Genomic DNA, 13363 nt, shown 5'->3' with positions numbered 1-13363 from the left:
GAGGTCCGTCTCAGAGGTCGGGTGCCGATGGTCCAGAAGTACCTACTCGTCCGGTTCCCAGGCTATGAGCAGGTCGAAGAGACGCTGGTCGCCGTCGAGCCTCAACCTCGACACCGTCGAGTGCCACCTCGGCTGACCCTGTGGCGACGGTCGCGACCGACCACCACCAGACGATGGCAGGGGCCGGCAGCGAGAACCGAACCCGGTCAACACGAGTGTGTGCAGGAGGATCGTCATGACAGGAACCGCGCAGATCTTGTTCGTTCAGGGCGGCGGCGCCGGTGCGCACGACGAATGGGACAACGAGCTGGTCGACAGCTTGAGGCGGGAGCTCGGGGACGGGTACGAGGTCCGCTACCCGCGGATGCCCGACGAGGACGACCCGAGCTACGCCCAATGGAGCGGCGCCATCCAGCGGGAGATCGCGGCTTTGGACGACGGGGCGGTCGTCGTGGGCCATTCAGTGGGCGGGACGATCCTCATCAACGCACTCGCCGAGCGGCCACCGAAGCGGGAACTCAGGGCGATCGTGCTTGTCGCCGCCCCGTTCGTCGGTGCGGGCGGCTGGCCCGGCGGCGACTTCGAGGTGCTGCCCAACCTCGGCGCGAGGCTGCCGCAAGACGTGCCGGTGCATGTGTTCCACGGGCTCCAGGACGAAACTGCTCCACCGTCGCATGCTGACCTGTACGCCCGGGTCATCCCGCAGGCACAGCTGCACCGGCTTCCGGGGCGCGATCATCAGCTCGACAATGACCTGAGCGAGGTGGCGAAGGTCGTCAAGGTGTCGCCTTCCGCGCCAGCGTGAGCAGTCCGGAGGGAAAGGCGGTCGGCGAAGCGCCGCCCAGAACCCAAGCCCATCCACCGGTACGCAAGCAGCCCCGGCGCGATGCCGGAAGCTCCCTGGCATGCCCGGTCAGTTGAGGGCGTAGATCTCCGCCGCGGTGGTCCACGGGTTGCCGTTGACCTTTCTCGGCACGGTCCTGGAGCTGCGCGACCGGCCCGAGCTGGGCCCGACCGAGGAGTACGTCGAGGAGTTCGACTGACCGCCGACCGATGAGCGGGCGTACGGCGTCGGGCGGTCCCGCGTCAGCCGCGGGTCGGGGGCGTCGTCATCGTCCGCTCTCCTGATCAACAGGCGCGGCGTCTCGGATCGCGAGTGCGGCCTGGATGAGCGCGGCGTGGGTCAGCGTCTGCGGGTAGTTGCCGAGAAAAGCGCCGGTTGTCGGGTCCACCTCTTCGCCGTAGAGGCCGAGCGGGCTGGCGCGTCCCAGCAGTTCCCGGAACAGTTCGACCGCCTCGGTGCATCGTCCGGTGTGCGCGAGGGCCTGCACGAGCCAGAATGAGCAGGGCAGGAACGCGCCTTCGGGGCCGGGGAGGCCGTCGCGTCCCGGCGGGTAGCGGTAGAGAAGCGGGCCGCCGGCAGTGAGCCGGTCGCGAATGGCATCGATGGTGCCGCGTACGCGATCCGACCCACTGTCGTCCATGCCCAGCAACGGCAGGACGAGCAGAGCCGCGTCCAGGTCCGGTGAGCCGTAGCTGCGGACGTAGCTTGCCTGCGACGGGTCGAAGGCCCGGGCGCGGACGTCGGTGGCGATGGCTTCCCGGGCCTCCTGCCACCGGCGGCGTTGCCGCTCGGAGACCCGGTGAGTTGCGGCGATGCGCAGGGCACGGTCGACGGCGAGCCAGCCCATGAGTTTGGAATGCACGTGCTGGACGGGCTCGCGTACCTCCCAGATGCCGGCATCGGGCTCCGGCCAGCGCCGGGCGACCAGATCGGCGAAGCCGCGCACCGCCCGCCACGTCTCCGAGTTCAGGCGGTGCCCGGCCTGCACGAGCACCCACGCGGCATCGACCACCCAGCCGTAACCGTCGAGCTGGTGCTGCTCGGCTGCGCCATTGCCCACCCGTGCCGGCGTGCTGTCGAGGTAGCCGGCCCAGCCGGGCAGCTCCCGCTCTCGCGGTACGTGGCGGCCGTCCAAGGTGAGCAGCGCCGGCAGGCGTGGTCGCTGCAGCCGGCTGGCGTGCAGCAACCACGCGAGGAATCCGTTGGCCTCCTCCAGTTTGCCCACGCCGAGGAACGCGTTGACATTGATACTGGCGTCTCGTGGCCAGACATAGCGGTAATCCCAGTTGCGCACCCCGCCGGGATCCTCGGGCAGCGAGGTCGTCGGTGCGGCCACCGGTGCCTGCGAGGGAGAGTAGGTCAACAACCGCAGGGTCAGCAGACTGCGTACGACGCTCTCCCGGAACGGCAGTGAGGCGTCGATCTCTGCGGCCCAGCCCCGCCAACGGTTCTCGTCGGCGACGAGAAGTTCCCAGGCCGCGGCTGGCTCGACGTGGATCAGTGGTTCGCGATGGGCGATGGCCAGCACGAGGGTGACCGGAATACCCGGCTGGACGGTGATCGCGGTGCGCGCACCCGGTTCGACGGTGAACCCAGGTGCGCAGCCCAGCGACACCGCGAGGGCCCCCCACTCGCACACGAGATCCCTGCCTCGGTGGTGGACCCGGGGTCGGCGGTGCTGGGCGCCGAGCCGGGGATCGAACTCCACCACGGCGTCAACAGCACCTCCCTCAGCCGACAGGCGGCGTACGAGCACCGTCGTGGGCAGCAGACGTCCGGCGAGCTCGGCCACCATGGACTCGGTGAGGGTGAGCCGACAACCGTCCACCATCCAGGTCGTCTCCAGCGTGGCGGTGTGCTGCCGGTAACGCCGCTCGACGACTGTCGCAGGCCAGGCCGGCCCGACCCGGAACGTCCCCGCCGCCGGGCCACCGACCAGCCGGCCGAACAGGGGGTCACCGTCGAAGCGGGGTACGCAGAGCCAGTCGATCCCGCCGTCACTGGCGACGAGGGCAGCGGTGCGGGTGTCGCTCAGCAGCCCGTAGTCGCCGATCGGCGCCGTAGGCCGCTGATGGGCCATGGGGACGTCGGTCATGGAGAACCTCCAGCGACGAGCGGCAACCGGCGCCGGTTGCGGCCGCGCGCCAGCCACGAACGCTCACCGCGGCCGGTGCAGGTCACCGAGCCTGTAGGAGCAGCCCGAGGACCACCCCGTAGATGACATGGACGACAGCCATGACCGCCGGTGTCTGAACGCCATAGTTGAGGGCGAACAGGCCGGGCGGCTCCAGCACGGCGGTGCTGGCCGGCCCGGCCCGGTGTGACGCCATGCGCGGATGGACACCGGGCAGCAGGGGCAGGAGCACGGTCAGCGCTATCGCGACGTGGAGCGCACCGAGCAACCCCCCGATCCACCAGTTGGCGCGATGCAGCATGGCGAACACGGCCGCATACCCGAGAGCGAAGCCCTGACCGGCGGTGAGGTGGATGAAGAACCCGACAGCCCGGGCCCGATCGGGATCTTCGGTGACGATGGTCCCGAGCACCAAGGGAAGATCGAGACGGGTGAGCCCGGCCATCTGAGCGGTGATCATCACCGCAGTGAGCGCCACAGTGGCGACCAGTCCGAACAGTGCCCATCCAGCCCAGTCCATCTCAGCGAGAGTCGGTGTCGTCCGTTGCCGCCGCTGCCGGTGCCTGTGTCGGTGCCGAAGACGCTCTCGCGTCAGAGCGTGAAGGTGGCCGGGTCGGCACCGGTCGAACGAGCGCCGCGCCGCCCATCCGTACGCGGCAAGGCGAATTGACCCCGGACATCGCACGCCTTCCGGCTAGCACGGAAAGAGCCTTGTGCGGCGCCGTCCGTAGCGCGATTCGGCCGCGGTGGTCGCCCGGCTCTTACCCTAGGCGCACGGCACCTGCAGGGCCGGCGGTTCGCCGGACAGCCTGTTGAACACAGTGCGGCCGGCCCCGGTCGCCCGCCTTGCGGGCGTGCGACCGGGGGCCGGGTGGGTCGGTCAGGCGCGCTTGCGGCGACGCCTCAGCACGAGGACTCCCGCGCCGGCCGCCAACAGGGCGGCGCCGCCACCAGCGGCGAGCGGCAGGGTGCTCGAGAGGGTGCCGGTGGCGGCGAGGTCCGTCCCGGAGCTGGTCTCGGTGACCGGCTCGGAGCCGCCGGTTTCGACCTCCACCTTGGCCTCGGTGCTGGCGCTGGCGCTGGGGCTGGCGCCGGTGGCCTTGGGGCTCGGGGTCGCGGTCTTCGTGGGAGTTGCCTCGACGGCAGAGAGGGACTCGCCGTTGAGCGCGACCTTGACCCTGGCCTGGCCGCCGCCGGAGGAGACGACAGCCACGGAGACCTTGTTCGTCTTGTCCGTCAGGGTCTTGATGGCGTCCGCGTCGGCTGCTTCCTTGTTCTTGACGGTGGTGTCGATGATCGAGGAGGAACCGTACGCGCCCTTGGGCACTCGGTAGGCGTGTACGCCCTCAATTTTCGCGTCCAGGCTGCCGGCCGCGTGGCGGTACTCGATGACGAGCCGGTCCTTGCCCAGCGCGATGTCCAGGGCACGTGTCCCGCTGCCCACGCCGTGCAGGGAACGCAGCGTGTACGCACCCGACTTGGTGACCTTGAGCGTCGCACTGCCGGAGAGCCATCCGGCCCTGATCAGTTCGGGGGCGGAGAAGCCGGACACCCAACCGCCGCCGCCCATGATGGTCTTGGCGCTGCCGCCGTCCGACTTGCAGGCGGTCAGTTTTCCGCCGGTGCAGACCAGGCGTCCCTGGTGTGCGAAGCCCAGGTTGTGTCCCAGTTCGTGCCCGACGACGTCCAGTCCACTGGCAGTGCCGTACAGGTTGATCCAGGTGGTGCCGCCGGGCACGGTGGCGAGGCCGGCCCAGAAGCATTCGGTCTTCTGTGCTGGGAAGACCATCGAGAGGCTGTCGTAGTCCTTGCCCTCCACCAGGCCTCGCTTGGTGAGTTCCGCCCGGGTCAGCGTGTTGATCTGGCCGTGGTCGCATCCGCCTGCCTTCATGGGCAGCTTGATCGGGCCCACGAACTGTTCCTTGACGGCGGGCACCATCGTGTACTGCCCGCGCGACACCTCCGACAGGAAGGACGTGACCGAGTCCTTCTTCGCACCGAAGTAGGTGTCCGGCGTGGACGCCTTCACCTTGTCCGGGTATTGAAAGGATGCGTCGCTGAACTCCACCAGGACGGGGAGGATCTTCTTCTTCACCGGGGCGGCGGCCGCGTGCGCCGGGCTGGGGAGTACGCCGGTGGTCAGTACGGCGATGCCTGTGGCCAGAGCGATGCGGCCAAGGGCAGACAGCTTCATGGGGTCCTTTTCCTTCAGGAGGATGCCGGACGGCCACGGACACCGTTGTCGTGGACATGCGACGTCGTTCGGCAGCGTCGGGCCACACGCAGCCAGCGGGGCTGAAGCGGCTGATGACGGGGGAGTCCTGCCGGTCTTGTGCAGGTTCGCGAGGGTGCCCTGGCCGGAGGTGAGGGCCGGCCTGGCCGCCGCGCTGAACCGGCGGGCAGGGACGCAGCGGCGGAGAGGCCGATTGGGCGAGAAAGAGTCAGGAGCAGCCGAAGCCGCCGCATGCACCACATCCTATGACATCCTATGTCCGATGTCTTATGACCGTATGATGCATCGATATCTTCGTCAAGTGCGCGTCGGAGCCGCGCGTCAATCGGCACGGGCCGTTACGACAGGACCGTTTGTGACCGAGACGTCGTCAGGTGATGCGGGAGTTGAGCGCCGAGCCCTGTCGGCTGCGCGGGCCTGCGACGGTCAGCCGGCGTCCAGCACGTCGCGCAGCCTTGCCGCGAACTCCTCGGGCTTGCCCGGGTAACCGAACTGACCACCGAGGAAGCCTCCGTGGTGGCTGGGGAAGACCACGGCCTCCTGGCCGAGCAATGCAGCAGCGCCCAGGGCCGTACGCGCGGTGTACGTTCCCGCCGACTCCTCGCCGACCGCGATCACGATCCGCGTCGTTGCCGCGGTGAGCGCGCTCGCGTCGGGGCGGTAGTCGGTGATCGCCCACGAGCTCTTCGACAGCAGCGGATCGTCGCGAGTGCCGTCGTCGTCGGTCGACAGACCGAACATCGCCGGGTCGGGCGCGGGCTGGGCGAAGTAGGCATCGGTGAACTCGCCCTGCCAGGACGTCATCGCGATGAAGGCGGCCATGCCTGCCCCGGTGCCCTTCGCCTGGTAAGCCTCATAGAAGGCGGCCCGGGCGCGCTCGGCGGCCGTGGCGTCGGGGAGCACGGCGTTGATCGGCGGCTCGTGTGCTACCAGTGTGACGACGTCGTCGGGGTGGGTCGCGACCAGTTCGAGCGCGGTCACCGCACCGCCGCTGCTGGCGAACACGTCAACCGGGCCGGCGTCGAGCGCCTCGATCAGCAGGTGCAGGTCGGCCGCCTGACGCTGCGGCGTGTGGTCGGCCCGGCCGTCCGTGCGGATGCTGCGACCCAGGCCGCGTGGGTCGTAGGTGACGACTGTGCGGTCCGTGAAGTGCGGGGCGAGCGCTTCGAAGCCCTCCGCCGTCATCGGCTGACCGATCATGAGTAGCGCGGGGCGCCCGCCGGACGGGGGTAGCGGACCGCGGACGTCGTAGACCAGATCGACGCCGGTCACGGCGAGAGTGTGGGCCTGCGCTGTCGTCATGTCGGTGAGCCTACGGCCGGCGGGATCGGATCGGGGGTGCCGGCCGACGGCGAGCCGTGACGTTCCGAGGGAAATCCTCGTGGTGTCGGCCACTTCTCTATGCATGACCATGCGGGATTGTGCATACTCTTCCTCGTGTCCAAGGTTCTCACCTCCCTGCCCATCGGTGAACGTGTCGGCATCGCCTTCTCCGGCGGCCTCGACACCTCGGTCGCGGTCGCGTGGATGCGCGACAAGGGCGCCGTTCCCTGCGCCTACACCGCCGACATCGGCCAGTACGACGAGCCCGACATCGCCTCGGTGCCCGGTCGCGCGCTCAGCTACGGCGCCGAGGTCGCCCGACTGGTCGACTGCCGCGCCGCCCTGGTCGAGGAGGGCCTGGCGGCGTTGACCTGCGGGGCCTTCCACATCCGCTCCGGCGGGCGGGCCTACTTCAACACCACCCCGCTGGGTCGGGCCGTGACCGGAACGCTGCTGGTGCGGGCGATGATCTCCGACGACGTCCAGATCTGGGGCGACGGCTCCACCTTCAAGGGCAACGACATCGAGCGGTTCTACCGGTACGGCCTGTTGGCCAACCCGCAACTGCGCATCTACAAGCCGTGGCTCGACACCGACTTCGTCACCGAACTGGGTGGGCGTAAGGAGATGTCGGAGTGGCTGCTTGAACGCGGCCTGCCATACCGGGACAGCACCGAGAAGGCGTACTCCACCGACGCCAACATCTGGGGCGCCACGCACGAGGCGAAGACCCTTGAGCACCTCGACACCGGCATCGAGACGGTCAACCCGATCATGGGAGTCCGGTTCTGGGACCCGTCGGTGGAGATTCCGACCGAGGACGTCACCATCGGCTTCGACCAGGGTCGCCCGGTGACGATCAACGGTAAGGAGTTCGGCAGCCCCGTCGACCTGGTGCTGGAGGCCAACGCCATCGGCGGCCGGCACGGCCTGGGCATGTCGGACCAGATCGAGAACCGGATCATCGAAGCCAAGAGCCGGGGCATCTACGAGGCGCCCGGCATGGCACTGCTGCACGCCGCGTACGAGCGGCTGGTGAACGCCATCCACAACGAGGACACCCTGGCGAACTACCACAGCGAGGGCCGCCGGCTCGGTCGGCTGATGTACGAGGGTCGCTGGCTGGACCCGCAGGCGCTGATGCTGCGCGAGTCACTGCAGCGCTGGGTCGGCACGGCGGTCACCGGCGAGGTGACGGTGCGGCTTCGCCGGGGCGAGGACTACTCGATCCTGGACACCACCGGCCCGGCCTTCAGCTATCACCCGGACAAGCTGTCGATGGAGCGTACCGAGGACTCGGCGTTCGGGCCGTCGGACCGGATCGGCCAGCTCACCATGCGCAACCTGGACATCGCTGACTCGCGGGCCAAGCTGGAGCAGTACGCCACCCTCGGGATGGTCGGCGGCGCGACCCCGCAACGGATGGTCGGCGCGGCCCAGGCGGCCTCGACCGGGCTCATCGGTGCGATGCCGGAGGGCGGTGCGGAAGCCATCGCCTCCCGGGGCGTCTCCTCCGCCGACGATGCGGCACTCGACCGCGCCGCGATGGAGTTCGGCGTCGACTGAGCGACGCCGTGGCCGGTCCTCCGACACCCACCCTCTGGGCCTTCTGTGCGACGCCGTGCCGCTCACCGCAGGTTCCGGCGGGGCTCGGACGCGGACGGGCCCGCCCCTTTCGGGGGCGGGCCCGCACTGTTCCGTTATCGATACGTGCTGTGCGAGGTCAGCTGAGCCAGAGGCCGCAGTTGTGCTCCGCCGCGAAGGTGTTGATCACTCGGCTCGCTCCGCCGGTGCGCAACTGCATCACGTTCTCGTCGCCGCCGTACGTCGGCCACGACGGGGCACCCCGGTAGTTCGGGTTCCCGTTGTGGGCGAAGGCGCCCCAGTACCGCATCATCTGGTCCGACAGCTTCTTCTGCTGTGCGGTGAGGGGCCGCTCGCCGAGGGTGAAGTCGAACAGGTAGGCCAGCTCGCCGCTGTGTCCGTTGGAGACGTCCTCACCGGGGACGCGGAACCCGTAGAGGGTCGGCGAGGTCGGGTCGTTGAACTCGTAGCGGTAGAGCGAGGTCTTGGTCGAGATCACCCGGGCGGCCTGCTCGGTCTGGCACGCGCGACCGGCGTCGGTGTGCACCTGCGTGATGGCGTCCCACGGGCTCTTGAACTTGCTCAGCGGGTACAGCTCCAGGACGCGGTCCGCCTTGGCGCCGTACTCGCGCTTGATCGTGTCGACGTAGCCCTGCGCGGTGATCCCGGCGAGGGCGGTCTCGGTGAGACGGTTCTCGGAGCGCGTGGTGCCGCTCATGACCGGCACCTTGTTCCAGGTGCCGTCGGCGAACGCGTCGGCGAACGACTTGGGCAGCAGCGAGCCGCCCACCTTCGAGTTGCCAAGGTAGTTCGCCTGGTTGGCGACGAGCTTCCCGGGCCAGGCCGCGCGCAGGCAGTTCACGACGGTGGCGGCATCGGTGCAACCCACCGACTCGGCGAATCCGACACCCCGCTGCTCGCCGACCGCGAGCGTGTTGCGGGTGGCCAGGCACTGCTGGCTCTGCACGATCGCCTTGTGGAACAGGCCCTTGGCCGCGGGCATGGCCAGCATGTCGCAGACGCCCTGGCCCCCGGCGGACTGGCCGTAGATCGTCACGTTGTTGCGGTCACCGCCGAAGTTGGCGATGTTGTCCCGAACCCACTTCATCGACGCGAGCTGGTCCATCCGGCCGTAGTTGCCGGACCCACCTTCGGTGACCTCGCTGAGCGCGGGGTGGGCGAGGAAGCCGAGGGCTCCGAGGCGGTAGTTGATCGAGACGATGATCGTGTCAGTCTTGGCGGCCATCGTTCCGCCGCCGTAGATGACGCCGGTGCCCTGGGTGTGGCCACCGCCGTGGAACCAGAGCATGACCGGCAGCTTGGCCTTCTTCGCGACCTTGCTCGGCCGGTAGACGTCCAGGTAGAGGCAGTCCTCGCTGACGGCCTGCTCCTCGCGGATGCCGGTCGGCTCGAACTGGATGCATGCCGGGGCCTGCTGATCGGCCGTCCGGGTTCCCCGCCACGACTCCGGTGCGGCCGGAGGGGCGAACCGCAGCTCGCGTACGGGAGGTGCCGCGTACGGCAACCCGAGGAACTGGTCGAACTGGCCCGCAGCGACGCCGCGGACGAGCCCGCTCTGGCTCTGCACGACGGGGTCACCGCCGCGTGGGTCGCCCTTTCCGTTGGCCTGAGCGACGGCACTGGCACCCGCGCCCAGCAGCAGTACGGGAGCAACCACGGCCGCAACCCACGTGGCGAGGCGGCGCTTGGAGAAACTTCTCACCTAACATTCCCTTTCGGTTGGTTCGAGGGGTCCGCGCAGCTACGACGTGCCCACTGCGCTCGCTTCCGGGATCCGCGATGTGGTGCCGAGACACCACACCGCGGACCTCGTTGAATTCGTCAGACAGCGGGACTGACCGCGTCCCACACGGAGCAGTTGTGCGAGTTGCCGATCGTCGCGTCGGCGACCCGCTGGGCGCTGGGGGCAGCGAACTGCAGGAGGTCACCCTGCGGGGCGTACCGGGGCCAGGTCGGCGCGAACTGTGCGTTCGGCTTGCCGTCACGGGCGAAGCTGCCCCAGTAGCTGATCATCTGGTTGGACAGATCGACCTGCTCGCTGCTGAAGGGCAGGGCGGTGCCGAGGTAGTCCCAGAGGTAGCCGAGGTCGTTGACGTGGGTCGCACCGAAGGGGTAGTCGGTGTTGAGGCGCCAGATCGAGACGAAGGCCGGGCCGTTCTTCTCGGCGAACTCGTAGGCGTAGGTCCTGGTGTCCTTCGCCAGTCGCTCGCGCAGCGTCTGATCCCGGCACGCACGCTGGTCGCTCTGGATCGCACCCCAGGTCACGGTGGGCGACTTGTAGTTCGCCACCGGGTAGGTGGCGCGGATCCGGTCGACACCGTCCGGGTACGTGGTGGAGATCAGGGTGTTGAGCTGCTCGGTGGTGAGCGGCTTGCCGAGGTAGTCGTAGGCGGCGAAGACACTCTGCTGCGACTCGTCGGACGTGCCACCGACCAGGACCGGCAGATCGGTCAGCTTGCCGGTCTTCATCAGGTCGATCGGGTCGGTCGGCACGACGCGAGTGCCGGCGACAGCGCCCGACTGACGGACCTTGGCCTGTGCCGCGAGGATCTCGGTGGGGCTCTTCGAGCGAAGGCAGTCGACCTGGCCCGCGCCCGTCGGACAGCCGAGCTCGGCGCTGAACTGCTCGCCGCTCTGGCGAGCCGCCGGCAACGTCCGCAGAGGGCTGCCGCCTCCGCTCTGGAGGATGGCGCGGTCGAAGAGACCTCGCGCCGAGGGCGAGGCGAGCTGCACGGCCGTGTTGCCAGCGCCGGCGGACTGCCCTGCGACGGTGACGTTGTTGGGGTTGCCGCCGAAGGCCTTGATGTTCTTCTGGACCCAGCGCAGCGCGGCCTGCTGGTCCAGGATCGCGAAGTTGCCGGCCGAACCGTCGCGGTTGTCCGCCTCAAGGGCCGGATTCACGAGGTAGCCCATGGCGCCAAGCCGGTAGTTGATCGTGACGTAGACGGCGTCCTCTCGCGTCACGAACTTGTCCGGGTTGGTGTCGCGCCCGGCGCCGGCGAAGTTGCCGCCGCCGTGGATCCAGAAGAAGACCGGAAGGTTCTTCTTGGAGACGGTGCTGGGGCGGTACACGTTGAGGTAGAGGCAGTCCTCCGTCAGCGTGGGCTTGTCATATCCGGGGTCCCATCCGGTGCCCTGCACGCAGGAGGCGCCGAACTGTGTCGCGTCCTTCGTGCCCTTCCACGTGGCGGCCGGCTGCGGCGCCTTCCAGCGGAGGTCACCGGTCGGCGGCGCGGCGAAGGGGATGCCCTTGAAGGAGGTCACCATGCTCTTGGCCTCGCCCCGGACCGCACCCTTGTCGGTCTGGACGACGGGGGACTGGCCGGGGTAGCTGCTGGCACCGCGCGAGGCGCTGGCGAAGTTGGCCATGGCGGGTGGGCCTGCGGTGACGGCCAGGGCAACAGCCGCTGCCGCTGACATTCCCGCGACCCATCGAGCGGTTGGTCGGATTTTCATCGGTGGTCGTACCTCCATCTTTGCGGCAGGGGAGGTCCCCGGCTCGCACCGGTCCGGTGCCGCAGTTGGTCGTGGACGGGGGGAGTCCACGGTGAACGGGAGGCGCATTCGGATCAACGAATGCACCGGCCCGCGAAGGAGGCCAGGCGACGGTTCAGGCGAGTACCGGGCAAGGAGCCGGAGTGGAACGGTCGCGACGCTGGCGCTTCCCCCGGCCGGCCGAGGACGGAGGAAGACTTTGTTGTGGGGCAGAACATATCCGCTACCAGGGGGCTTCGCAACCGGAGGGGACGCGAATGTTGCGGACGCGCTGCGGCCGTAACCTCGCCGTTACCGTGTGGAGGTTGCGGCGGCCAGTTGTCCCGTTCGGGCAAGCGCGACCGCGCCGAGCATGTCGGCCCGCTCTCCGAGCGCGCCGGGAAGTAGCTGGAGGCTCTGGGCCAAGACACTCGGCATACGGCGGTCGATCGCGTCGCGCATGCCGGCGAGGAATGGCTCCGCGGCGGCCCCGAGCATTCCGTCCACGATGATCGCCTCTGGGCTGAGCATGACGCAGACGTCGGCGAGCGCTCGCCCGAAACCCCGGCCGAGGTCGGCCATCATGCGCCGGGTGTCCACGTCGCCAGCCGCGGCGAACTCGCGCATGTCGGCGAAGGTCAACGGTTCCGGGTAGGCCGAGCGGCCGACCGATTCCACGAAGCCGCCATAGGTGGCCGCGAGGCAACCGCGACTCCCGCACAGGCACGATCGTCCGTCGGGGAGCACCTGCACGTGCGCCAACTCCCCAGCCAGTCCGCGGGCGCCCCGGTGCAGCCGGCCACCGAGGATCAGCCCGGCGCCGACCCCCTCGACCAGCTTGATGTAGATGATGTCGTCCATGCCGCGCCCCGCTCCGGCGGTCGCCTCGCCCAGCGCTGCGAGGTTGGCGTAGTTCTCCGCCGCCGTCGGGATGCCGAGGCGTTCGGTGACGATGGGTACCGGGTCCGACCGAAACCACCCGAAGAGCTTCGCCATCTCGGGTACGGCCGTGCGGGCCGCGTCGGGCAGCTGGTCGAACACCGCCCCCACCCCCTGCTCGAAGGCTGCCGGAACGCCCACGACGGCAAGGTCGGCCTGCTCTGGCGTCGACCCCGTCTCGGCGAACGCCTCTGCGAGCAGGCGGAGCCCTCGGTCGATCACGCTTTGTTGGTCGCGATCTTCGCCGATGTCGCTTGTTCGGTAGGCGGCAAACGTGCCGTCCCAGCCGACCGCTGCGGCCCGGATCGTGGTGTGGCTGAAGCAGAGGGCGGCGACGAGGCCGCCGGCGTCCGCCAGCGTGAGGCCACTCGCGGGCCGCCCGCGACCCCGGTGCTGCCCTCCGCTGTCGGCGGTGTGTTCGACCACCATGCCCCGTTGCAGGAGGCGATTGGCAATGCCGGTCACCGTCGTCTTCGGCAGGCCGGTCGTGGCGCTCAGCTCGGCCCGGCTGAGAACGGCTCCACCCCGCAGAGCGGCGAGGACCAGCCGTTCGTTGCCGGTGGCGCCGTGGCTCGGCAGGACGGGGACATCAGGCGGCCGCATGGGATCAGCGTACCTTAATACGGACGAAAACGGTTCTAATGGTTGCCGTTGACCAAGCAACTTGGCGCAGATAGCCTCGATTACGGCTCACTTAGAACGAGATGAGCCGAAAGGTGCGCCGGCAGGCCGAGCCGGACGCCAAACGGCGAACAGGTCTGGGACCCGGCCAGGTCGCGGACCTGCCAGCCGGCCGGCTGTGGGATCGCGG

Annotated in this window: 9 protein-coding genes; 2 read left to right on the top strand and 7 right to left on the bottom strand. The window is 69.2% G+C overall.

The genetic code is table 11. From position 1 onward, the window contains the following. Nucleotides 1-235: 235 nt before the first annotated feature. Complete coding sequence (locus tag ABZT18_RS00135) at nucleotides 236-805, top strand: alpha/beta fold hydrolase (protein WP_354993554.1); 570 nt, start codon at nucleotides 236-238, stop codon at nucleotides 803-805. A 304-nt stretch (nucleotides 806-1109) separates the two neighbouring features. Here the strand turns inward: ABZT18_RS00135 and ABZT18_RS00130 are convergent, their stop codons facing one another. From ABZT18_RS00130 to ABZT18_RS00115, 4 genes are all read right to left on the bottom strand, one after another. Further along, complete coding sequence (locus ABZT18_RS00130) at nucleotides 1110-2939, bottom strand: glycoside hydrolase family 15 protein (RefSeq protein WP_354993555.1); 1830 nt, start codon at nucleotides 2937-2939, stop codon at nucleotides 1110-1112. An 82-nt stretch (nucleotides 2940-3021) separates the two neighbouring features. Then, a complete protein-coding gene (locus tag ABZT18_RS00125) occupies nucleotides 3022-3498 on the bottom strand; it encodes a hypothetical protein (RefSeq protein WP_354993556.1) in 477 nt (158 codons plus the stop codon). Between the two features lie 360 nt (nucleotides 3499-3858). Beyond that, a complete protein-coding gene (locus ABZT18_RS00120) occupies nucleotides 3859-5172 on the bottom strand; it encodes an LPXTG cell wall anchor domain-containing protein (protein ID WP_355250023.1) in 1314 nt (437 codons plus the stop codon). A 465-nt stretch (nucleotides 5173-5637) separates the two neighbouring features. After that, the gene (locus ABZT18_RS00115) at nucleotides 5638-6513 is read right to left on the bottom strand and encodes an alpha/beta hydrolase (protein ID WP_354993558.1); all 876 of its coding nucleotides are present in this window, start codon (nucleotides 6511-6513) and stop codon (nucleotides 5638-5640) included. Between the two features lie 135 nt (nucleotides 6514-6648). Between ABZT18_RS00115 and argG the strand changes: the two genes are divergently transcribed. Then, complete coding sequence (gene argG, locus ABZT18_RS00110) at nucleotides 6649-8100, top strand: argininosuccinate synthase (RefSeq protein ID WP_354993559.1); 1452 nt, start codon at nucleotides 6649-6651, stop codon at nucleotides 8098-8100. A 157-nt stretch (nucleotides 8101-8257) separates the two neighbouring features. Here the strand turns inward: argG and ABZT18_RS00105 are convergent, their stop codons facing one another. The 3 genes from ABZT18_RS00105 to ABZT18_RS00095 form a co-directional block, all read right to left on the bottom strand. Continuing rightward, the gene (locus tag ABZT18_RS00105) at nucleotides 8258-9841 is read right to left on the bottom strand and encodes a carboxylesterase family protein (protein WP_354993560.1); all 1584 of its coding nucleotides are present in this window, start codon (nucleotides 9839-9841) and stop codon (nucleotides 8258-8260) included. 119 nt (nucleotides 9842-9960) lie between these two features. Further along, complete coding sequence (locus ABZT18_RS00100; RefSeq protein ID WP_354993561.1) at nucleotides 9961-11559, bottom strand: carboxylesterase family protein; 1599 nt, start codon at nucleotides 11557-11559, stop codon at nucleotides 9961-9963. Between the two features lie 366 nt (nucleotides 11560-11925). Continuing rightward, the gene (locus tag ABZT18_RS00095) at nucleotides 11926-13155 is read right to left on the bottom strand and encodes an ROK family transcriptional regulator (protein ID WP_354993562.1); all 1230 of its coding nucleotides are present in this window, start codon (nucleotides 13153-13155) and stop codon (nucleotides 11926-11928) included. Between the last annotated feature and the right edge of the window lie 208 nt (nucleotides 13156-13363).

The sequence above is a fragment of the Micromonospora sp. NPDC005291 genome (assembly GCF_040607415.1).
GTDB lineage: Bacteria > Actinomycetota > Actinomycetes > Mycobacteriales > Micromonosporaceae > Micromonospora.
The sequence above is the reverse complement of the archived record's forward strand: the minus strand, read 5'-3'. Positions and strand labels throughout refer to the sequence as shown.